The 20,785-nt window shown below is 70.8% G+C and carries 19 protein-coding genes; 15 read left to right on the top strand and 4 right to left on the bottom strand.

Features of this window, described 5'->3' with window-relative positions; translation table 11 throughout:
• Window positions 1-204 precede the first annotated feature (204 nt).
• From ABEB06_RS23480 to ABEB06_RS23470, 3 genes are all read left to right on the top strand, one after another.
• Entirely contained in the window at window positions 205-861 is a 657-nt protein-coding gene (locus tag ABEB06_RS23480; protein WP_345698861.1) for a TetR/AcrR family transcriptional regulator, read from the top strand.
• A 153-nt stretch (window positions 862-1,014) separates the two neighbouring features.
• Window positions 1,015-1,242, top strand: a complete 228-nt coding sequence (locus tag ABEB06_RS23475; protein WP_345698860.1) for a DUF3107 domain-containing protein — start codon at window positions 1,015-1,017, stop codon at window positions 1,240-1,242.
• Between the two features lie 157 nt (window positions 1,243-1,399).
• Window positions 1,400-1,687: a hypothetical protein gene (locus ABEB06_RS23470; protein WP_345698859.1), complete on the top strand. Its 288-nt coding sequence runs from the start codon at window positions 1,400-1,402 to the stop codon at window positions 1,685-1,687.
• 45 nt (window positions 1,688-1,732) lie between these two features.
• Here the strand turns inward: ABEB06_RS23470 and ABEB06_RS23465 are convergent, their stop codons facing one another.
• Window positions 1,733-2,461 (bottom strand): ferritin-like fold-containing protein, encoded by a 729-nt coding sequence (locus ABEB06_RS23465; RefSeq protein WP_345698858.1) that lies wholly within the window; start codon window positions 2,459-2,461, stop codon window positions 1,733-1,735.
• Between the two features lie 415 nt (window positions 2,462-2,876).
• Here ABEB06_RS23465 and ABEB06_RS23460 point away from each other — a divergent pair, with 415 nt between their 5' ends.
• The 5 genes from ABEB06_RS23460 (at window position 2,877) to ABEB06_RS23440 (ending at window position 8,783) form a co-directional block, all read left to right on the top strand.
• Complete coding sequence (locus ABEB06_RS23460; protein ID WP_425559681.1) at window positions 2,877-5,549, top strand: DEAD/DEAH box helicase; 2,673 nt, start codon at window positions 2,877-2,879, stop codon at window positions 5,547-5,549.
• 196 nt (window positions 5,550-5,745) lie between these two features.
• A complete protein-coding gene (locus tag ABEB06_RS23455) occupies window positions 5,746-6,609 on the top strand; it encodes an alpha/beta fold hydrolase (protein ID WP_345698857.1) in 864 nt (287 codons plus the stop codon).
• A gap of 253 nt (window positions 6,610-6,862) precedes the next feature.
• Window positions 6,863-7,009, top strand: a complete 147-nt coding sequence (locus tag ABEB06_RS23450) for a hypothetical protein (protein WP_345698856.1) — start codon at window positions 6,863-6,865, stop codon at window positions 7,007-7,009.
• Window positions 7,010-7,258: 249 nt separating this feature from the next.
• Window positions 7,259-7,897, top strand: coding sequence for a DUF6758 family protein (locus tag ABEB06_RS23445; RefSeq protein ID WP_345698855.1), 639 nt, complete (start codon window positions 7,259-7,261; stop codon window positions 7,895-7,897).
• A 37-nt stretch (window positions 7,898-7,934) separates the two neighbouring features.
• Entirely contained in the window at window positions 7,935-8,783 is an 849-nt protein-coding gene (locus ABEB06_RS23440; RefSeq protein WP_345698854.1) for a PHP domain-containing protein, read from the top strand.
• Between the two features lie 112 nt (window positions 8,784-8,895).
• Here ABEB06_RS23440 and ABEB06_RS23435 read toward each other — a convergent pair whose 3' ends face one another.
• Window positions 8,896-9,540, bottom strand: coding sequence for a suppressor of fused domain protein (locus tag ABEB06_RS23435; protein ID WP_345698853.1), 645 nt, complete (start codon window positions 9,538-9,540; stop codon window positions 8,896-8,898).
• Between the two features lie 407 nt (window positions 9,541-9,947).
• Between ABEB06_RS23435 and corA the strand changes: the two genes are divergently transcribed.
• Entirely contained in the window at window positions 9,948-11,066 is a 1,119-nt protein-coding gene (gene corA, locus ABEB06_RS23430; protein WP_345698852.1) for a magnesium/cobalt transporter CorA, read from the top strand.
• Here corA and ABEB06_RS23425 read toward each other — a convergent pair.
• Window positions 11,063-11,992: a DMT family transporter gene (locus tag ABEB06_RS23425; protein ID WP_345698851.1), complete on the bottom strand. Its 930-nt coding sequence runs from the start codon at window positions 11,990-11,992 to the stop codon at window positions 11,063-11,065. The two genes, corA and ABEB06_RS23425, sit on opposite strands and share 4 nt — an antisense overlap.
• Window positions 11,993-12,125: 133 nt before the next feature.
• Here ABEB06_RS23425 and ABEB06_RS23420 point away from each other — a divergent pair, with 133 nt between their 5' ends.
• From ABEB06_RS23420 to ABEB06_RS23395, 6 genes are all read left to right on the top strand, one after another.
• Window positions 12,126-12,668: a pyridoxamine 5'-phosphate oxidase family protein gene (locus tag ABEB06_RS23420; protein WP_345698850.1), complete on the top strand. Its 543-nt coding sequence runs from the start codon at window positions 12,126-12,128 to the stop codon at window positions 12,666-12,668.
• A 79-nt stretch (window positions 12,669-12,747) separates the two neighbouring features.
• The gene (locus tag ABEB06_RS23415; protein ID WP_345698849.1) at window positions 12,748-14,028 is read left to right on the top strand and encodes a magnesium transporter MgtE N-terminal domain-containing protein; all 1,281 of its coding nucleotides are present in this window, start codon (window positions 12,748-12,750) and stop codon (window positions 14,026-14,028) included.
• Between the two features lie 49 nt (window positions 14,029-14,077).
• On the top strand, window positions 14,078-14,647 hold the full coding sequence (locus tag ABEB06_RS23410; RefSeq protein WP_425559798.1) for a DUF1003 domain-containing protein: 570 nt from the start codon (window positions 14,078-14,080) through the stop codon (window positions 14,645-14,647).
• A 57-nt stretch (window positions 14,648-14,704) separates the two neighbouring features.
• Entirely contained in the window at window positions 14,705-15,865 is a 1,161-nt protein-coding gene (locus tag ABEB06_RS23405) for an Mrp/NBP35 family ATP-binding protein (protein ID WP_345698848.1), read from the top strand.
• A gap of 260 nt (window positions 15,866-16,125) precedes the next feature.
• Window positions 16,126-16,788 carry a hypothetical protein gene (locus ABEB06_RS23400; RefSeq protein ID WP_345698847.1) on the top strand — a complete coding sequence of 221 codons (663 nt, stop codon included), beginning with the start codon at window positions 16,126-16,128 and terminating at the stop codon, window positions 16,786-16,788.
• Window positions 16,789-16,814: 26 nt separating this feature from the next.
• Window positions 16,815-17,903: a helix-turn-helix domain-containing protein gene (locus tag ABEB06_RS23395; protein WP_345698846.1), complete on the top strand. Its 1,089-nt coding sequence runs from the start codon at window positions 16,815-16,817 to the stop codon at window positions 17,901-17,903.
• A 1,342-nt stretch (window positions 17,904-19,245) separates the two neighbouring features.
• Here the strand turns inward: ABEB06_RS23395 and ABEB06_RS23390 are convergent.
• Window positions 19,246-20,457: an STAS-like domain-containing protein gene (locus tag ABEB06_RS23390; protein WP_345698845.1), complete on the bottom strand. Its 1,212-nt coding sequence runs from the start codon at window positions 20,455-20,457 to the stop codon at window positions 19,246-19,248.
• Window positions 20,458-20,785: the final 328 nt, after the last annotated feature.

Here is a 20,785-nt window from a genome sequence, read left to right as displayed (position 1 = left end):
CGATGGTAGTGAGCCGGGCGCCGGCGCAGCGCGTACCGAGCCGGTCTCACCCTGTGGACAGCGCAGGCCCGAGCCGTATTGTGGGCTCCCGACAGGGCGGGATCTGCGCTTTACTCGGCTTCACCCCGCGCCAACGGGGTTACCGAAAAGTAGAATCAATCACCACCCAGCCAGCCCATCGCAGACCGTGAAGTGAGGAGCGCCGTGACGGCCATCCAGGAGGCGCAGGAGCGCCCGCGCGGTGCCCGCCTGCCGCGAAGCGCCCGCCGTGAACAACTGCTCGGAGCCGCGCAGGAGGTGTTCGTCGCCCAGGGCTACCACTCGGCCGCCATGGACGACATCGCCGAGCGCGCCGGCGTGAGCAAGCCGGTGCTGTACCAGCACTTCCCGGGCAAGCTCGAGCTCTACCTGGCGCTGCTGGACAAGCACTGCGACGCCCTGGTCGACGCCACCCGGGACGCGCTGGAGGCGACCACCGACAACAGGCACCGGGTGGCCGCGACCATGGAGGCGTACTTCCACTACGTCTCCAGCGAGTCCGGCGCCTTCCGCCTGGTCTTCGAGTCGGACCTGACCAACGAGCCGGCCGTGCGCGAGCGGGTGGAGCGGGCCAGCGACATGAGCGCCACCCTGGTCTCCAAGGTGATCGCCGAGGACACCGACCTGCCCGAGGCGGAGTCCAAGCTGCTCGCCGCCGGCGTCTGCGGCCTGGCCCAGATCACCGCCCGGTACTGGCTCTCGCAGGGCAAGGACATCCCGCGCGACGAGGCGGTCCGGCTGGTCGCCAGCCTGGCCTGGCGCGGCCTGAAGGGCTTCCCGATGCACCCGGTCGCGGAGTCCTCCCCCTCCGAGGCCGAATAAATTCCCGTTCCGGCCGGAATCAGCCCTCAGCGGAGCGTCAGCGGACCTTCACCGTTCCGCCGGGCGGCTGCTCTAAGGTGAAGCCGTACGGCGCGACGCCCGCGAACAGCGGTTCGAGCGCGTGGATGGCTGCAACCCGGAGGGACGGAAGCCGTGGAGGTCAAGATCGGCGTGCAGAACGCGCCCCGAGAGATCGTTATCGAGAGCTCGCAGACTGCCGAAGAGGTCGCGGACGCGGTCGACAAGGCTCTGGACGGGAGCTCGAAGGTCTTCACTCTCGCCGACGAGCACGGCCGCCGGGTGATCGTCCCGTCCGAGCGCCTGGCCTACGTCGAGATCGGCGAGACCGCCTCGCGCAAGGTCGGCTTCGGCAACCTCTGAGGCGACGACCGCATCGGAGTCCCGTTCCCCCACCGGGGGGACGGGACTTCCGCATGTGCGGGGGCTTCCGCGGCCGGACGCGTACCGACCGCCCGCCCGGGGTATGGGGCCGGGGTCGGTACGCAGCGTCGCCCACCACTCCCCGGGAGGCAGCCCCGTGGTCTTCGAGACGATCGCCTTCGCCCTGATCGGCTTCGCGGTGGGGGCCGCCGCCCTGGCGCTGCTACCCGGGTGGTTCGCCGCCGCCCGGGCAGTGACCGTAGCCACCGGGGTGGTCTCGGCGCTGCTCGCCGGGCACCTCACCGGCTACGTGCTGGACGGCGGTTCGATGCCGGTGCAGCTGGTCAGCGCGGCGGTCTGCTCGGTACTGCTGGTGTCGGTGCCGGCCCGGCCGGACCGGGCGCCGCGGCCGCGCGGCGCGCACCGCCGGCAGCGGCCCGCCTGAAGGGCCGCCCGGCGGGAGCCGTCGGACGGCCCCCGGGGCGACGGCTCAGGAGGCGAGGCCGAGCGCGGCCATCCGGCGGGTGTGCGCCTCGGTGATCCGGTTGAACATCTTGCCGACCTCGACCAGGTCGAAGCCGTGCACCTCGGCGCCGCCGACCAGCAGGTTGGAGAGCGCGTCGCGCTCGGCCACCACCCGCTGGGCCTGGCTGAGCGCCTCACCCATCAGCCGCCGGCCCCACAGCGCCAGCCGGCCGCCGACCCGCGGGTCCTCCTCGATCGCCTGCCGCACCCGGTCCACCGCGAACTCGGCGTGACCGGTGTCGGACATCACCCGCAGCACCAGCTCCCGGGTGTCGTCGTCCAGCCGGACGGCCACCTCGCGGTAGAAGTCGGTCGCGATCGCGTCGCCGACGTACGCCTTGACCAGACCCTCCAGCCAGTCGGAGGGGGCGGTGAGCCGGTGGAAGTTCTCCAGCGCCTCGACGAAGGGCGTCATCACCTCGGTCGGGTCCGCCCCGACCTCGGCCAGCCGGTCGTGGAGCAGCTGGTAGTGCTGGTACTCGGCGGAGGCCATCCGGGCCAGGGCCGCCTTCTCGGTGATCCCCGGCGCGAACTTGGCGTCGTCGGCCAGCCGCTCGAAGGCGCTCAGCTCGCCGTACGCGAGGGCGCCGAGCAGGTCGAGCACGGCCGCCCGGTAGCCGGGATCGGCGGCCCGGGTCGCCCAGTCGCCGATCGACTCGAACGGGGCGCCGTCACCAGTTTCCAGAGTCTCCATGGCACGAAACCTTAGCCCCCGCCACCGGCGGGGTTGTGCGCGTCACGTGTTCGAGTCCTCGCTTGACTGTATGGTGGTAGCGAGGCCTGGTGTATTCGCGCGGCCCGCCCTCACCGGCAGGCCGCGCAGACGTGCTCAGCACGGTGCACCCGGCGCTCACGTACGCGGATGCCCGGTCGGAGACCCGATCGGCTCCGACCTTGGCCCGGACCTCGGGCCCAGGCACCGCATCAGTGGCCGAGCGAGGGCCGCCGCGGACGGCGCCCCATGGCGCAGGTCCCGCGCCGAACCCCTCACGGGAATCCTCCCCCGCGCCGCCGCCCGACGCGCCCGTTCATGGGCTGCCCGGGTGGGCAGGACGCTGGGGTAACGGCGCGGTCGTGCGGTCGGAACAGGCAGCTGCGGAGCGGGCGCGATGCGTCCGCACCCGGCCCCTGCGACCGACCGGCACGCGCACCGCCTGCTCGCTCTCGGCCCCCCACATGGAAGAGGCAGCACCCTGTCCACCACCGCTGAACCCACCAAGACCACCTTCCGGGACCTGGGGATCCTCCCGGAGACCGCCGAGGCCCTGGAGGCCGTCGGCATCGTCCACCCCTTCCCCATCCAGGAGATGACCCTGCCGGTCGCGCTGACCGGCCACGACGTCATCGGCCAGGCCAAGACCGGCACCGGCAAGACCCTCGGCTTCGGCCTCCCGCTCATCGAGCGGGTCGTCGTGCGCGCCGACGTGGACGCCGGCCGGGCCACCGCCGACCAGCTCTCGCAGAGCCCGCAGGCGCTCATCGTGGTGCCCACCCGCGAGCTCTGCACCCAGGTCACCAACGACCTGCAGACCGCCGGCAAGGTCCGCAACGTCCGCGTCCTCGCGGTCTACGGCGGCCGCGCGTACGAGCCGCAGGTCGAGGCGCTGCAGAAGGGCGTCGACATCGTCGTCGGCACCCCCGGCCGCCTGCTCGACCTCGCCGGGCAGCGCAAGCTCGACCTGTCGAAGGTCCGCGCGCTGGTCCTCGACGAGGCCGACGAGATGCTCGACCTCGGCTTCCTGCCGGACGTCGAGAAGATCATCACCATGCTGCCCGCGAAGCGGCAGACCCTGCTCTTCTCGGCCACCATGCCCGGCCAGGTCATCTCGCTGGCCCGCCGGTACATGAGCCAGCCCACCCACATCCGCGCCGCCGCGCCGGACGACCAGGGCGCCACCGTCGCCAACATCGAGCAGCACATCTTCCGTGCGCACTCGCTCGACAAGGTCGAGATGGTCTCCCGGATCCTGCAGGCCGACGGCCGCGGACTGGCGATGATCTTCTGCCGCACCAAGCGGACCGCCGCCGACGTCGCCGAGCAGCTGACCAAGCGCGGCTTCGCGGCCGGCGCCGTCCACGGCGACCTCGGCCAGGGCGCCCGCGAGCAGGCGCTGCGCGCCTTCCGCAACGGCAAGGTCGACGTGCTGGTGTGCACCGACGTCGCCGCCCGCGGCATCGACGTCGAGGGCGTCACCCACGTCATCAACTACCAGTGCACGGACGACGAGAAGACCTACCTGCACCGGATCGGCCGCACCGGCCGCGCCGGCGCCTCGGGTACCGCCGTCACGCTCGTCGACTGGGACGACATCCCGCGCTGGCAGCTGATCAACAAGGCGCTGGACCTCCCGTTCAACGAGCCGGAGGAGACCTACTCCACCTCGCCGCACCTGTACGAGCTGCTCAAGATCGCTCCGGGCACCAAGGGCATCCTGCCCCGCTCCGAGCGCACCCGGGCCGGCCTGAACGCGGAGGAGGTCGAGGACCTCGGCGAGACCGGCGGCCGTGGCCGCGGCCGCGGCGGGCGCGACGGCGGCCGGGATGCCGGCCGTGACGCGCGCGGCGGTCGGGACGGCCGCGACGGGCGTTCGGGCGGCGGGCGTGACGCCGCTGCGGCGGCCGAGGCCGTTGCCGAGCGTCCGGCGCGCCGCAAGCGCGAGCGCCGCCGTACCCGCGGCGGCAGCCAGCTGGAGGCGGGCGCCGTCGCCACCGAGTCGGTGGCGTCCCCGGCCGCCGTCGAGGCGCCGGTGACCGAGGAGGCGCGGGCCCCGCGCAAGCGCACCCGCAACCGCCGGGGCGGCGGGGAGAACGCCGCCGCGGCAGCCGTCGAGACCCCGGTGGTCGAGGCCGCCGCGGTGGTCGAGGCCGCTCCGGTCGCGGAGGAGGCCCCGGCCGCCCCGCGCAAGCGGACCCGCAGCCGCAAGACCGCCGAGACCGCCCCCGTCGCCGAGACCACCGCGGTGGTCGAGGCCCCCGCGCCGGTCGAGGCCGCTGCGGTGACCGAGGAGGCCCCGGCCGCCCCGCGCAAGCGGACCCGTGCCCGCAAGGCCGCGGAGGTCGCCCCCGTCGTCGACACCCCGGTCGTCGAGACCCCAGTGGTCGAGACCCCGGTGGTCGAGGCCGCTCCGGTCGCGGAGGAGGCTCCGGCCGCCCCGCGCAAGCGGACCCGCAGCCGCAAGACCGCCGAGACCGCGCCCGCCGCCGAGACCACCGCGGTGGTCGAGGCCCCCGCGCCGGTCGAGGAGGCTCCGGCCGCCCCGCGCAAGCGCGCGGCCCGGAAGACCGCCGCGGCTCCGGTCGCCGAGGCCGCTCCGGTGGCCGAGGAGGCCCCCGCGCCGCGCAAGCGCGCGGTCCGCAAGGCCGCCGCCCCGGCCGCCGAGACCCCCGCCCCGGCGGCGGAGGAGGCCCCCGCCGCCCCGCGCAAGCGGGCCAGCCGGGCCAAGAAGGCCGTCGAGGCGGACGCCACCGCGGTCGAGACCGCCGAGACCGCCGCTCCGGCGGCCGAGGAGGCCCCCGCCGCGCCGCGCAAGCGCGCGGTCCGCAAGGCCGCCGCCCCGGCCGCCGAGGCCCCCGCCCCGGCGGCGGAGGAGGCCCCCGCCGCCCCGCGCAAGCGGGCCAGCCGGGCCAAGAAGGCCGTCGAGGCGGACGCCACCGCGGAGGCGACCACCCCCGCGCCGCGCAAGCGGACGGCCCGCAAGACGGCCGCGACCGCGGCCGAGGAGATCCCGGCGCCGCGCAAGCGCGCCACCAAGGCCGTGGCCGAGGTCGTCGCCGAGGGCTGACACCGACCGGAACCGTCCTGACCAGGGGCGCGGGGAACCGCGCGCAGCGGTAGAGCCGACCGCCGCACCTCCACCGGAGGGCAGCGGCACAGAGGTAGGCTCCTGCCGACTCGCGCAGTTCCCCGCGCCCCTCGGCTGTCTCCAGGGCCCCGGCGCGAGGGCGGTGCGCCCACCCTCACCCCTGCTGGAGCCCGCTGTGAGCACTCCCCCGTTCCTCAAGCTGCCCGCCTGTGCCCGCGCGCTGCGGGTCGAGACCGACCGCGGTGCCTTCGCGGCGCTGTGGGCTGAGCCGGCGGCGGGGCCGCGGCGCGGGACGGCGCTGCTGGTCCCCGGCTTCACCGGCAGCAAGGAGGACTTCATCGCGCTGCTGGAGCCGCTCGCCGGCGCGGGGTTCCGGGTGGTCGCGGTGGACCAGCGCGGGCAGTACGAGACGGGCGGCGAGCCCGACCCGGCGGCGTACGCGGTGGCGGAGCTCGGCCGGGACGTCCTGGCGCTGACCGCGCGGCTCGCCGACCCGGACGGCCTGCACCTGCTGGGCCACTCCTTCGGCGGCCAGGTGGTGCGGGAGGCGGTGCTCGCGGCGCACGCGTCCGGGGAGCCGCTGCCGTGGCGCTCGCTGACCCTGCTGTCGACCGGCCCGGGCGCGATCGACCCGGCGGAGGCGGCCCGCACCCAGCTGCTGGTCGACGCGCTGGGATCGCTGGACCTGGAGACGATCTGGCAGATCATGCGCGAGATGGACGCCGACAGGCCCGCGCCCGCGCCGGAGATCGGCGAGTTCCTGCACCGCCGCTGGCTGGCCAACGTCCCGGTCGCGCTGTCCGCGGCCGGCTCGCACCTGGTGGCCGCCCCGGACCGGGTGGACGAGCTGGCGGCGGTGCCGCTGCCGAAGCTGGTGGTGTCCGGCGTGGAGGACTACGCGTGGCCGGTGCCGGAGCAGTCGGCGATGGCCGAGCGGCTGTCCGCGCGGCGCGCGGTGGTGGAGGGTGCGGGGCACTCCCCGAACGCCGAGCGACCGGCCGAGACGGCCGCCGTGTTGACGGACTTCTGGTCCGCTTGAGCGGCGCTTGACCGGTGCTCGGGACAATTGGGGCGACAGAAATCGTTAGCTCGGGTAATATTTGATTCTGTCCGGGATCACTGCACGCGCGAACAGCCGACCATCTCGACTGAAACAGCGACTTAACGGGCGGGCAACCGCTCCGACTCCACCGCAGGGCACCGTTGTTCCATCGCCACACCGAGGCACTCCCGCCTCTCCCCGGTGCCACCGTCCCGGACGCCCGACCGATAGACCTGGAAGGGAGAAGCCCATGCGTTTCGAGATCCTCCGACTGGACGACACCAACGGCGTCGCCACCGATCGCCTGATCGCCGACGCCGAGACCGTCAGCGAGTACGTGAAGGCCGCGGCGCTCGCCGGCGAGCGCCTGTACATCCGGCCGTGCGAGGCCTGCTGAACGATCGGGGCGCCACTGACGTCCCGATACCCGACTGACGCCCCGTCATCGCGCAGCGCGCGGCCGACGGGGCGTCAGTGCGTCCGGGCCCGGCCCCGACCAGCGCGGTGTTTGGCGGCGCCCCCGGCGGGACATCCCCCGAACGGATCGGCGGCGGCCGCCGGTCGACGGCCGGTGACACACCGTGACACACCCCTTACGGGTGATCGTCCTTGACGCGGCTGTCCGGAGGGAGGACCGTTGTCGGTTATGAGGGGCGAGCCAAGCTGCCCGAGGTGCGCCGGTCGGGTCCGCGCCCCCGGTCTCTTCTCCGACACCTGGCAGTGCGACCAGCACGGCGCCGTGTACCCGATGCAACCGGTGCTGCCCCCGAGCGTGGAGGCGCTGAACGTCGCGGTCACCCGTTCGCAGGTGCCGGTCTGGATGCCGTGGCCGCTGCCGGTCGGCTGGCTGTTCACCGGCATCGCCCATGCGGGTGACGACCTCTCCGGCGCCAGGGCCACCGCGGTGGCGTGCTCCGGTCCGGCGCCGCTGGGCGGATTCGGCGAGCTGGTGCTGGTCGCGGAGGAGCTCGGCGTGGGCCTCGGCGCCCGGTACGCGGGGCTGGTCGGCCCGGATCCGGGCGACTCGGTGTCGCTCTACAAGCCGGCCGACGCCAAGCTGATGGCGGCCGGGCGGCCGACCCCGATGTTCCACGTCCCCGAGGCCCCGGACGACCGGGCGGTGTACGTCGGCGAGGCGCGCGGCCTGTGGCTGTGGGCGATCGCCTGGCCCGAGCAGTCGGCGCTGCTGATGCACGACGAGCTGGTCCTCACCGACCTCCGGGACGCCGGCGCCGAGCTGGGCCTGCTCCCCTGCGGCGCCCTCAGCACCCGCCTGCTGGGCTGAGGCAGGCGGCGCCGCCGGGCTCCCTATCCTGGACGGCATGCGCATCGACCTGCACGCCCACAGCAACGCGTCCGACGGCACCGACTCCCCCGCCGAGCTGGTGGCGGCCGCACGCGCGGCCGGACTGGACGTGGTGGCGCTGACCGACCACGACACGGTGGCCGGGTACGGGGAGGCGACGGCGGCGCTGGCCGGGACGGGACTGACGCTGGTGCCGGGCGCGGAGCTGTCCTGCCGGGCCGGCGAGATCTCGATGCACCTGCTGGCGTACCTGTTCGACCCGGCGGAGCCGGAGTTCGCGGCGGAGCGGGACGCGGTCCGGGGCGACCGCTTCCGGCGCGGCCGGGCGATCGTGGAGCGCTGCCGGGAGCTGGGCGCGCCGATCAGCTGGGAGCAGGTCGAGCGGATCGCGGGCGAAGGCTCGGTGGGCCGGCCGCACATCGCGTCCGCGCTGGTGGAGGCCGGGGTGGTGGCGACCGTGTCGGACGCGTTCACCGCCGACTGGCTGGCCAACGGCGGCCGGGCTGACGTCCGCAAGCACGAGACCGACCCGGTGACGGCGGTCCGGCTGGTGCGGGCGGCGGGCGGGGTGCCGGTGTTCGCGCACCCGGGTGCGGTGAAGCGCGGGCAGACCGTCTCGGACCAGGTGATCGCGGACCTGGCGGCGGCCGGGCTGGCCGCGCTGGAGGTCGACCACATGGACCACGACGAGCCGACCCGGGCCCACCTGCGAGGGCTGGCAGGCGAGTTGGGACTGCTGGTGACCGGTTCGAGCGACTACCACGGGCACCGCAAGACGGTCCGGCTGGGCGAGTGGACCACGGACCCGGCGGTGTACGAGGCGCTGGTGGCGCAGGCGAGCGGGGCGAAGCCGGTCACCGGCTGACCGCGGCGCGGCGGGCGGGGGCGGTGTGGCGTTGGTCACCCGCCGGTCCGGCAGGTCCGGCCGGTCCGACCCGCTGCCGCGGCCGTCGCCCCCCTGCGTCCGCGGACCCGGGTCAGTCCAGCGGGACGCCCCGGCGCTGCGGGTCGCGCAGGTCGGTGCCGTGCTTCAGCCAGCGCTCCTCGAGCGCGGCGGCGCCCTGGACGCGCTTGAACGCGGCCTCGTTGGGGGTCATCGGCAGCAGCGGCAGGAAGCGGACCGGCTCGGCCGGATCGGCGAGTTCCAGGTCCTCGACCAGACCGCCCGGTTCGGCCGCCAGGACCGAGGTGAACGGGGCTCCGGTCCACAGCGGGGAGCCGAGGTCGAGCGAGCCGCCGGGGGCCACCACCAGGCCCTCGACCTGCGGGGTCGAGGCGAAGACGGCCAGCGCGCGGTGCACCTCGTCGCGCCCCCCGCGGACGGTGAGCACCAACTCGGCACGGGGGCCCCGGACCGGGTCGGCGACCGCCGAGGTGGGGTCGGCCATCGGTGCGCCGGCCATCCCGAGCGTCGCGTAGCGGACCAGCCCGTCGGCGTCCGGGCCGAAGCGCAGCACCTCGATCCGGTCGGCGCCGACGAAGGTGACCGCCGCCCGGCCGCTGGGCTCGCCGAAGGTGGCGAGCAGCCGGGCCTCGACGGCGGCGAGCACGGCGGAGCGGGTGAGCTCGGAGCCGGCGTCCGGGTCGGAGAAGTCGCCGAAGAGCGGGAAGTCGTGCGCCATGCACGCGACCTTAGCGCGCCACGGGCCGTGCGTTCCCGGACACCCCAGCGGGCGGGGCAGAACAACTGTTAGTGTGAGCAGCTGGCCACCGGGGATCCTTGTCTCCGGGGCCTCGGCGTGAAGGAGGTGGTCGCGGTGGATAGCAGTCGACCATGCAGTACCGGCAGCTCTGCCCGGCCTGCCGACCTCCGCTGCGCCCTCGCCCGCTGATCTGCGGCCTCTCGACGCGGCGTCACTTCCCTGGCCGGGAGAGCACCTTCCCCGGAGTCTGACCGCCCAAACCATCGCCCTCGGCGGTTTCTTGGCGCGCGCCCAGGCACCGGCGTGTCCATCGGTGTATCCCGCCGCCGCCCCAGGCCGCCCCATGACCTGCCGTGCGACGGCTCCCGCGCAAGGAGCCAGCTGCCATGTCGATGATCAACAACCTTCGCGCCGCCGTCCGTCCGGCCCGCCGCCGCGCCGACGACTCGTACGACACGCTCCGCCCGGGCCACGCGCCGTCCGCCGTGGTGGACTGCGCGGTGTACCAGCACGGCAAGCGGGCGGGTGACACCTGCAGCCCGCGCGAGGCGGCCCGCCGGGTCCGCGCGGCGGGCGGGCACGAGGACGGCCGCTCGTTCAGCTGGATCGGCCTGCACGAGCCGACCGAGGCCGAGTTCGAGGGCATCGCCCAGCGCTTCGGCCTGCACCCGCTGGCCGTCGAGGACGCGGTGCACGCGCACCAGCGCCCCAAGGTCGAGCGCTACGACGACGTGCTGTTCGCGGTCTTCAAGACCATCCGGTACGTGGAGCACGACCAGCTCACCCCGACCAGCGAGGTGGTGGAGACCGGCGAGCTGATGGTCTTCGCCGGGCAGGACTTCGTGATCACCGTCCGGCACGGCGGCCACTCCTCGCTGCAGGAGCTGCGGCACCGGCTGGAGGCCGACGCCGACGGCGCGGGCCTGCTGCAGAAGGGCCCGCACGCGGTGCTGCACGCCATCGCCGACCACGTGGTGGACAACTACCTGCTGGTCGCCGACCGGCTGCAGACCGACGTGGACGAGATCGAGTACGACGTCTTCGCCAACAAGGGCGGCCGCGGCACCGACGTCGGCCGGGTCTACCAGCTCAAGCGCGAGGTGCTGGAGTTCAAGCGCGCGGTGACCCCGCTGCTGCGGCCGATGCAGCAGCTCTCCGAGCCGATGCAGCGGCTGGTCGACCCGGACATCCAGAAGTACTTCCGGGACGTCGCCGACCACCTGGCCCGGGTCACCGAGCAGGTGCACGGCTTCGACGAGCTGCTCAACTCGCTGCTCCAGGCCAACCTGGCGCAGGTGTCGGTCGGGCAGAACGAGGACATGCGCAAGATCACCGCCTGGGCGGCGATCTTCGCCGTGCCCACCATGATCACCGGTGTCTACGGCATGAACTTCGACTACATGCCGGAGCTGCACCACAAGTACGGCTATCCGATGGTGCTCGGCGCGGTCGCGCTGATCTGTGTCGGCATGTACCGCGGCTTCCGCCGCAACGGCTGGCTTTAACGTTTCGCCGGCCGGGCGACCAGCACCAGGCCCAGCAGGATCAGGCCGACCGCCGGGTACGCGGCCACCGGCGGCCACTGGCCCAGCCACAGGGCCGCGATCAGTGCCGCACCCGGGGTCTCCAGCAGGATCGCCGTCGAGGTGATCGACGGACCCAGGGTGCGGACCACGCGGTTCGACAGCGAGTGCCCGAGCAGCTGCGCCGCCACCATCAGCAGGAAGATCTGCCACCACACGCCGCCCGACCAGCCGCCCAGGTCCACCCCGGCCACCAGGCAGACGGCCAGCAGCGCCACCGCGCAGGTGGCGTAGCAGACCAGGGTGTACGCGGTGGTGGAGACCGTCCTGCGGACCTCCGCGCCCAGCAGCATGTACCCGGCCGCGGCCAGGCCCGCGCCCAGCGCCAGCGCGTCGCCGAGCAGGGCGCGCGGCGACAGCGACAGGTCGACGCCGGTCAGCACCAGCACGCCGGCGAACGCCACGCCCGTGCCCAGCCACACCGTCCGGGGCGCCCGCACCCCGAGGATCCGCATCAGCAGGATGGTCCACAGCGGGGTGGTGGTGACCAGCGCGGTCGCCGAGGCCACCGAGGTCATCCGCAGGCTCGGCATCCACAGCGCGAAGTGCACGGCCAGCAGGACGCCCGCCGCCATCGCCAGCAGCAGCGCCCGGCGGCCGATCCCGCGCAGCTCCGCCCGGTGCCGCAGCAGCGCGTACGGACCGAGCACGCCGACCGACATCAGGTTGCGCCAGAACGCGATCGCCAGGGCGGGCGCGGCGGTGGCGCTGATCAGCGGCGCGGAGAGCGAGATGCCGGCGATCGAGACGGCGAGCAGCAGCAGGTCGACCCGGGGCAGGCCGGCCCCGGTGTCGGTGGGGGCGGCCGCGGCGGGGGCGAGCGCGGTGTCGGGCCGGGCGGCGGGCACGGCACTCCTCATCAGGGCGGAACGGACCGGGGAGACACTACGGTAAGGCCTGTCGAGCGGGGACGGAACTGTCGTCCCGGGCCGTGAGACACCCGGCGGACGGGGGGTGAGGCCAGGCCGTACGCTGTGCGCCATGGAGCGTACGACGACCGCCGCAGCCGACTTCCTCGACCGGGCGCTGCTGGAGGAGGCCGCGAAGAAGTCCGGGCTGCTCTGGGTGCTGCCCGCCGGGCAGCCGCAGGCGCGCGCGCTGTGGCACGCCTGGCACGACGGCGCGGTGGTCGTGGTCGGCGACGGCTCCGAGCAGCCGCTGCACGGCCTCGCGGCCGGCTCGACCGCGGTGGTGACCGTGCGCAGCAAGGACAAGTGGGGTCGCCTCACCGGCTGGACCGCGGCCGTCAGCGAGCTGGCCCCGGGCAGCGAGGGCTGGCAGGGCGCCGTCGAGGAGCTCAAGGGCAAGCGGCTGAACGCGCCCGACACCGACACCATCGGCGACCGCTGGGCCCGCGAGTGCCGGGTGCTGCGCCTGGAGCCCGCCGGCGGCCTGACCGAGCAGCCCGGCGCCATGCCGGACGGTCCGCTCACCGCCCAGCCGATGCCCTCCCCGGCCACCACCCGCAAGCCCGTCCCGGCGGGCCTGCCCAAGCTGCTCCTCAAGCGACGGCAAAGCAGGTAAACCCGGGCGAGGCCGCCGAGCCCGGGCGGGGGCGCACGGGTAGCCTGGGCCCGGGACCACGCGCGCGAGGAGGAAGTCCATGGCAGGGCCGGGCGGCCGGGTCTTCATCTCGCATCTCTCCGGCCTCGCGGTCTTCGACCCCAACGGCGACCAGGTCGGCCGGGTCCGCGACGTCGTGGTGACGCTGCGGATCGGCGGGCGCCCGCCGCGGGTGCTCGGCCTGGTGGTCGAGGTGATCGGGCGGCGCCGGATCTTCCTCCCGATGACCCGGGTGACCAGCCTGGAGTCCGGCCAGGTGCTCACCACCGGCGTGGTCAACATGCGGCGCTTCGAGCAGCGCGCGTCCGAGACCCTGGTCCTCGCCGAACTGCTGGACCGCACGGTCACCCGGGTGAAGCACGGCGACGAGGTCACCGTGCTGGACGTGGCGATGGTGCAGGCCCGGGTCCGCGAGTGGGAGATCGACAAGGTCTTCGTCCAGGTGGGCAAGGTCAGCCGGCTGCGCCGGGCCAAGGCCGAGACGCTGCTGCTGGACTGGTCCGCCGTCACCGGCTTCTCGCTCACCGAGGAGGGCCAGGGCGCGGCCAACCTGCTCGCCACGTTCGAGCAGCTGCGCGCCGCCGACCTCGCCAACGTGATGCACCACCTCTCGTCCAAGCGCCGCGCCGAGGTCGCCGCCGCCCTCGACGACGACCGGCTCGCCGACGTCCTGGAGGAGCTGCCGGAGGACGACCAGGTCGAGATCATCGGCAAGCTGAAGGAGGAGCGCGCCGCCGACGTCCTGGAGGCGATGGACCCGGACGACGCGGCCGACCTGCTGAGCGAGCTGCCCGAGGAGGACGCCGAGCGGCTGCTGCGCCTGATGGAGCCCGAGGACGCGGCCGAGATGCGCCGGCTGCTGTCCTACGCGGAGGACACCGCCGGCGGCCTGATGACCACCGAGCCGATCGTCCTGGAGCCGGACGCGACGGTGGCCGAGGCCCTGGCCCGGGTGCGGATCTCCGACAACAAGCCGGCCCTCGCCGCCCAGGTGTTCGTCTGCCGGCCGCCGAACGAGACCCCGACCGGCAAGTACCTGGGCACCGTGCACTTCCAGCGGCTGCTGCGCGAGCCCCCGTACACGCTGGTCGGCTCGCTGATCGACGACGACCTGGACCCGCTGCCGCCGGACACCCCGCTGCCGCTGATCACCAGCTACCTGGCCACCTACAACATGGTCGCGGCCCCGGTCGTCGACGAGGGCGACCACCTGCTCGGCGCGGTCACCGTCGACGACGTGCTCGACCACCTGCTGCCCGAGGACTGGCGCGAGGCGTCGCTGCACGACCTGGCGGAGAGCGAGGTGTCCGGTGGACGCTGACCGCAAGGGGCGCCGCGAGGACTCCCCCCGCCAGCGGATCCAGGGCGAGCTGCGGGAGCTGCGCCAGCTGCGCGAGCTGCGCGCCCGCGAGGGCGGCCGGGACCGGCGGCCGGAGACCACGACCGGCACCGGCCGGGTCCGGCTCGACCAGCCGCGCACCGGCCGGCCCGGGCTGATCACCCTGCCGACCTACGACCCGGAGGCGTTCGGCAAGCTCTCCGAGCGGATCGCCCGCTTCCTCGGCACCGGGCGGTTCATCGTCTGGATGACCGTCGTGATCATCGCCTGGGTGGTCTGGAACACCCTGCTGCCCGACGCCGTCCACTTCGACGACTACCCCTTCATCTTCCTCACCCTGATGCTCTCCCTGCAGGCCTCGTACGCCGCGCCGCTGATCCTGCTCGCGCAGAACCGGCAGGACGACCGCGACCGGGTCAACATGGAGCAGGACCGGGCCCGCTCGGACCGCAACATCGCCGACACCGAGTACCTCACCCGCGAGGTCGCCGCGCTCCGGCAGGGCCTCGGCGAGGTCGCCACCCGCGACTTCATTCGCTCCGAACTGCAGCAGTTGCTCAAGGAGCTGGACGGGCAGAAGGAATCCTCCGAAGCGTTGTGACCGGCGGCACGCCACCGATGGGTCAGGCGCTTTTCCGCGGCGCCGTACCATCAAGGCATGGCCAACGAGACTGAGGTTGCGGCCGGTGTGACGGAGGAATCCGTCCGCGAGGCCCTGGCGACCGTGCACGACCCGGAGATCAACCGCCCGATCACCGAGATCGGCATGGTGAAATCCGTCGGGATCGCCGACGGCGGCGCGGTGAGCGTCGGCGTCTACCTGACCGTCTCCGGCTGCCCGATGCGCGAGACCATCACCCAGCGGGTCACCGACGCGGTGTCCGCCGTCCCCGGCGTGACCTCGGTCGCCGTCGAGCTGGACGTGATGAGCGACGAGCAGCGCCGCGAGCTCTCCACGCTGCTGCGCGGCGGCGCCCCCGAGCGGGAGATCCCGTTCGCCAAGCCCGGCACCCTGACCCGGGTCTACGCGGTCGCCTCCGGCAAGGGCGGCGTCGGCAAGTCCTCGGTGACCGTCAATCTGGCCGCCGCGATGGCCGCCGACGGCCTCAAGGTCGCCGTGGTCGACGCCGACATCTACGGCCACAGCGTGCCCCGCATGCTCGGCGTCGAGGGCCGGCCCACCCAGGTCCAGGACATGATCATGCCGCCGTCCGCGAACGGCGTGAAGGTCATCTCGATCGGCATGTTCACCCCCGGCAACGCGCCCGTCGTCTGGCGCGGCCCGATGCTGCACCGCGCCCTCCAGCAGTTCCTCGCCGACGTCTACTGGGGCGACCTCGACGTCCTGCTGCTCGACCTGCCGCCGGGCACCGGCGACATCGCCATCTCGGTCGCCCAGCTGGTCCCCAACGCCGAGATCCTGATCGTCACCACCCCGCAGATGGCCGCCGCCGAGGTGGCCGAGCGGGCCGGCACGATCGCCCTGCAGACCCACCAGAAGATCGTCGGCGTCATCGAGAACATGTCGGGCATGCCCTGCCCGCACTGCGACGAGATGATCGACGTCTTCGGCACCGGCGGCGGCCAGACCGTCGCCGACGCGCTCACCCGCTCGGTCGGCGCGACCGTCCCGGTGCTCGGCTCGATCCCGATCGACGTCCGCCTGCGCGAGGGCGGCGACGACGGCCGCCCGGTCGTCCTGGCCGCCCCCGACTCCCCGGCCGGCGCCGCCCTGCGCGCCGTCGCCGGCAAGCTCGGCGGCCGCCAGCGCGGCCTCTCCGGCCTGTCCCTGGGCCTCACCCCCAAGAACAAGTTCTGATCAAGCACCGGGCTGGTCAGCGGCTGGGCCCTCGCCCACCCCGCTGACCAGCCTTTTTGCTGTCATCAACCGTCAACGTTGGTTGCTTTCGGCTTACGTCGCACGGCCCACAGACGGCCCCGGCTCACCCGCCGGGGCCGTGACTTGTTCCCCTCAGACCTTGACCAGCGCAGGAAATAGGAACTAACGTTCGATCTTGCTGGTTCCAAAAATCCCGCCTCAGATGAGGTACGATTTTTGGAACTGACACAGGAGGTGGCATGGACCCCGTGCTTCACGTGGGCGTCAACGCAGTTGCGCGCCTGCAGAGCCTCGACTTGGCTCCCCGCGACCTGCACCGTCCGCTCGAAGCTGCGGCTGCCGAGGCCCGCCTCTGCACCGACATGGACTCGCCCGGCATGGCCGGGTACGTGTTCTGGTCCCGCACAAACCGGTTTTTCCGGGAACGTCAGGAGCGTCACGGGTGGACTTACAGCAACTCCCAGACCATCTTGCGTTGCATTCACCCGTCGCGGAGGTTCGCGATCACCGCCGTGAGCGGTTCCGGTAAGGTTGGCGATGAGGACGCGGCCTGGTCCGGGGACGTGCGCTCAAAGAACCCGAAGGGTGCAGCAGTAGCAAAGCTGGTCCAGCGGAACTTCGAGCAGCTACCCCTGTTCTCGTTGCCTGGATTTCCGGTCGATGACCAGGAAATCAATGCAATCCCCACATGGTTTTTGCTGTACAAGTCCGGCGAGGAGGGACTCTCCTTCGAGCTTTCCATGCCTGTTGAGATGCACGGCAAGTACGTCGACACATGGCAAGAGCGCATCATCTTGCCGGACAACCCGTTCGCCGGTCCTCAATTCGACATCAAGAAGCTGGACGCGGTATTGGAAGGCCCCGCCGTTGACGTTCCGGTGGGCTTCCGGGGGGCGATCTAAAGCACTACTTTTTAGGAGAGAGTGTCATGCTGACTTCTTCGCGATTGATCCTTGCGCGGAAGAGGCGGCGCATGACACTTGCCAGCCTTGCCAAGATGTCGGGTGTATCGACCCGCAGCTTGACGGCCTTTGAAAATGGCCACAAGAACCCGGCACCAGAGACAATCGAGTCTCTGGCCCGGGCTCTTGAGCTGCCTGTGTCATTCTTCCTGGCATCCGACGTCGACGAGATTGAAGTCGACGCCATCAGCTTCCGGGCGCCCTCAAAGATAAGCGCACTTGATCGGGACTCTGCGCGGAGCGCCGGCCGGATCGCCGTAGAGATCAACGACTGGATCGAGCATCTCTTCAGTCTTCCGAAGTCCGATGTACCGACGCTCCCTCACCTATCTCCGGAAGATGCTGCCGAGCGAGTTCGGGCGCTATGGGGACTCGGCGAAGCGCCGATTCCTAACATGGTGCATCTTCTCGAAGCTCACGGCGTTAGGGTTTTTTCACTCGCGAGCGACTGCTCCGTCGTAGATGCATTCTCTTTTCGATGGCAGCGAACTCGACCTTTCGTGGTCCTGAACCTCGAAAAGAGTGGCGAGCGAGGCAGGTTTGATGCAGCTCACGAACTTGGACATTTGGTTCTTCATGCAGAGCATAGAATTCCGCACGGCCCGGATGCAGAGCAGGAGGCCCAACAGTTCGCCTCAGCCTTCTTGATGCCTCGATCCGGCCTGCATGCCCAAATGCTTCACAGTGCTGACACGGCAAGAATTCTTAGCGCAAAGCGCAAATGGGAAGTGGCCGCTGTCGCGCTAGCCTACCGCCTCCGAGACATGGAGCTCATCTCCGAGTGGGGGTATCGAACGTCCGTGAAGCAGCTTTCACAGATGGGATACCGCAGCGGGGAGCCAAACGGAATTCGCCGGGAGAGCTCCCAACTACTCGGCAAGGTATTTTCTGTTTTGAGGTCCGAAAAAATCTCACCCTTGACCATGGCGCGCGACTTGAATCTCACCGTCGATGAGCTAAATATGCATGTATTCGGTTTGGTGCCACTAGCTCTCGACGGGGGAAGCGAAGCATCAAGTTCTGCGAAGCCACAGCTGCGCCTGGTCCAAGCTTGACGGACCGCTGGCGAGTGCGCGTCGCTACGGATGGTGGAGTCTCAATGCCCGAAGTCAAGCCATCGACAGTAGATGCCCGCCTCCAGAAGGCGGGCCATGCTCACCTGTCATGACCTGCGCCGATGCCGCTTCTACCGAGACCGGCGAGCCGGCCCGCTAGTGTCCCGGCTGACCGTGGCGTGCCGCCCGACCTGGCACGACTGCGGCACGGTCGATGCCCAGCTTGAGGGTGACAGCACCAGCCGACCGCTGACCAGCGCACTCGCCGATCCGGGGCAGGAGTGGGCACCTTGCCGTTTCCCCGCTAGGTACCAGCTGGTCGGCCACGAGGAGGGCACTGCGTTGTGATGGGCGTCTAGGCGTTCAGGAGCCGCTTCCCGTGGGTGGTAGCAGCACTTCGCCAATAGCAAGCCGTACAACGTTCCAGGTATACGTGCGGCGACGCATCCATGGCTTCAACCTCTGGCATCTCCCGGAAATTGCGGCGGTCGTGTACTCGCCCGCATGGGGCGTCGGCCGAGTGGTAGACGGTCAGACTCGGCCCCGGGGTGCATCGCACAAGGCACGGCAGGCTGGAGCTTCGGTCCCCCAGCTGCCGGATCTCGTTGTCGACTTCTCGGAGCAGGGCATCCACACCCCGTCGCAGCCTCCCCTGAGCCTGGTGGTAGTCATCCAGGATCTTGAGCCTCCGGAGCCGGAGCGTGTTCATCTCTTCAGCGATCGTAGTCACAGGGACTCCTAAGAATTGCTAGGCGCGATGAGCACTTCTTAGGGCCCGGAGATGGCCGCCGTCACGCCGATGGGCCGGATCGACAGATAATGGCCGGCCAGTGCCGCTTAGTGACAGGTTAGACGCATATGATGGCCGATCCGTGGAGCACCTTGACCACGCGGGTGGTGGAGTCCTAATGATCGAAGTCGAACCTGGGAGTGCGTTCTGAGCTTGGGAATCTCGCTGCTAAGCTGATCCACCAGCCGCTTTCACCTGCAGTCATGCTGACCGTCCGGCCGGTTCGCCCGGCCCGACCGCAGGTCGCCATTGACCGTGGTTTGTCGCTCTCGCCCGCCCGCTCGGGCACGGTTGGGACACGCGCCCGCCTACACCGTGCGGAACAGCTCTGGTGGAACGTGGGGCGGCATCGCGTTGGTGAGAGTCACGTACACCGGCCCCGTACGGTGTCTCGACACGCCAGTGTTCCCACTGGTCCAGCTCGTGCGAGATGTACCGGCGCACCAGGTTCCGGAGCTGGTCCCACTTCACGTTGGACAAGCGGCCCTTGGGCTCCACGCGGGGCCGCTGTAACGCCGTTAGACACCCAGCTCGGCGCGCCCCGGGCGTTCGCTAGCGCCTCGCCGACGAGCCGGGAGTTCCAAGATCCCCCTCAGCGATTCGCTGAGAGATTGCTCGGTTCACAATGGCAGTGACGGTCGGCGTCATCCCCTCCAGATTAAACCGGTTGATGAATGCCACGATGCCCATTTCAAGCGCCAACTTTCCTAGAACTTCATCGGCAAAGCTTGAGGAAACGACATTTACGCCACTGAAGTCCAGAATTAGGCGCGGCGCGCCTAGATTCAGGTAGTTTACCAACTTCGTTCGAACTTGCTCGGCCGAGCGCCTGGTGCCTAGTCCTTCTTCAAATTCAGCCACACTGATTCTATGCTCCCCGGCCTCGTCCTCGATCCGCTCAAGCAGAAGGTTTGGCTCTGGGAAGTTGAGCGCCTCGACCAGGCTCACTGGGCGACTTAGATCTAGCTGCCAATCCACTGTTGTGCCATGGTGATCGTTGAGATCGAGAAGTGGCACCGAATAGGAGCAGTCGCCCTTGAGGCTTCCATCCTGGAACTCCAGCCATCCTCGCCCTGATCGGATTTGCAGGCTCCCCCGGTTCAGCCCGACGACTCGCATCAGGCCGTACAGGCCGTTGCCCATGTTCTTGGCCTTGCTGGTGACTTTCTCTTGCACGGCCAGCATGATGGCTTCATATGCATTCTTGGCCGAATATACTTGACTCTCGATGAATGATTTATGGATTCCGATGCCATAGTCTGATACGGCAACGGTGCAGAGCCTATTCTTTCGATGGATCTGCATCATCGCATAGCCGCAATCTGCATGACTATGCTGAAATACATTGTCGAGAACCTCAAATAGGCACCAATTTAGCGACTCGATTACACCGTCTTCGCACAGTGCGTTCTCTTCGAGCATCCTAATGAAAGCGTTGCACAGATCATTCGCCTGAGTCTCGCTGCTGTACTTCCATACGACATTGCTAAGGGGATTGGCGTCCAAATTCCTCCGCGTGGCGGGGAGGGGGTTGAGGAAATTTGTTCGCCTGACATTTTCATTGAGGCCCGATGCGGCAACCCTGAGCCCTTCTTGACGAAAGTACTCCAATGCTGTCGCCATCGGGACCGCGCCGTTGGGGTAGATGGCGTGGGTGCCAGAAAGGTCGAGTGACAGGCCTCCGCCTTTCGCCCTCTGGGCGGCACTAATGAGCGCTGACGTATCGGCCGCACCGGACATGCTCCGGACGATGTAGGGAGGCATATTCGGATCGTAGCGCTGTGAGCACCCTGCAGGTGGGCACACCGCAGGAACGCGGGTGGTGGAGCGGTTTTGGCCGGTGTCCTGTCTGGTCTGGGTCGATCATGATCGGGGGCCGCAAGCTGCTGCAACTCGGTCAGGGCTCTTGGGCCTGACCGCAATTTGGCCGAGTGGCCCCCTGTCTTGCTCGGTGCGGGTCCCGGTCCTGGCAGGTGGGTAAAACCGTGGAGCCGCCCGCCCCCAGCCCAGGCGAGGTTCTGGGCTCAGCCCTCCTCTGCCGTCCGTCCGCCGGCGCGGCCGGGGCACCGCCGGAGCGGGGCGAAGACAGGAG

The organism is Kitasatospora terrestris (assembly GCF_039542905.1).
Taxonomy (GTDB): Bacteria; Actinomycetota; Actinomycetes; order Streptomycetales; family Streptomycetaceae; genus Kitasatospora; species Kitasatospora terrestris.
Note: the sequence above shows the minus strand (reverse complement) of the source record. Positions and strands in the feature narration are given on the sequence as shown.

Coding starts and splice junctions, on each gene's coding strand:
- ABEB06_RS23450 (WP_345698856.1), top strand. CDS start 6,863: ATGCGTTTCGAGATCCTCCGACTGGACGACACCAACGGCGTCGCCACC.
- ABEB06_RS23420 (WP_345698850.1), top strand. CDS start 12,126: ATGGAGCGTACGACGACCGCCGCAGCCGACTTCCTCGACCGGGCGCTG.
- ABEB06_RS23405 (WP_345698848.1), top strand. CDS start 14,705: ATGGCCAACGAGACTGAGGTTGCGGCCGGTGTGACGGAGGAATCCGTC.
- ABEB06_RS23415 (WP_345698849.1), top strand. CDS start 12,748: ATGGCAGGGCCGGGCGGCCGGGTCTTCATCTCGCATCTCTCCGGCCTC.
- ABEB06_RS23390 (WP_345698845.1), bottom strand. CDS start 20,457: ATGCCTCCCTACATCGTCCGGAGCATGTCCGGTGCGGCCGATACGTCA.
- ABEB06_RS23465 (WP_345698858.1), bottom strand. CDS start 2,461: ATGGAGACTCTGGAAACTGGTGACGGCGCCCCGTTCGAGTCGATCGGC.
- ABEB06_RS23440 (WP_345698854.1), top strand. CDS start 7,935: ATGCGCATCGACCTGCACGCCCACAGCAACGCGTCCGACGGCACCGAC.
- ABEB06_RS23460 (WP_425559681.1), top strand. CDS start 2,877: ATGCGTCCGCACCCGGCCCCTGCGACCGACCGGCACGCGCACCGCCTG.
- corA (WP_345698852.1), top strand. CDS start 9,948: ATGTCGATGATCAACAACCTTCGCGCCGCCGTCCGTCCGGCCCGCCGC.
- ABEB06_RS23435 (WP_345698853.1), bottom strand. CDS start 9,540: ATGGCGCACGACTTCCCGCTCTTCGGCGACTTCTCCGACCCGGACGCC.
- ABEB06_RS23400 (WP_345698847.1), top strand. CDS start 16,126: ATGGACCCCGTGCTTCACGTGGGCGTCAACGCAGTTGCGCGCCTGCAG.
- ABEB06_RS23445 (WP_345698855.1), top strand. CDS start 7,259: ATGAGGGGCGAGCCAAGCTGCCCGAGGTGCGCCGGTCGGGTCCGCGCC.
- ABEB06_RS23395 (WP_345698846.1), top strand. CDS start 16,815: ATGCTGACTTCTTCGCGATTGATCCTTGCGCGGAAGAGGCGGCGCATG.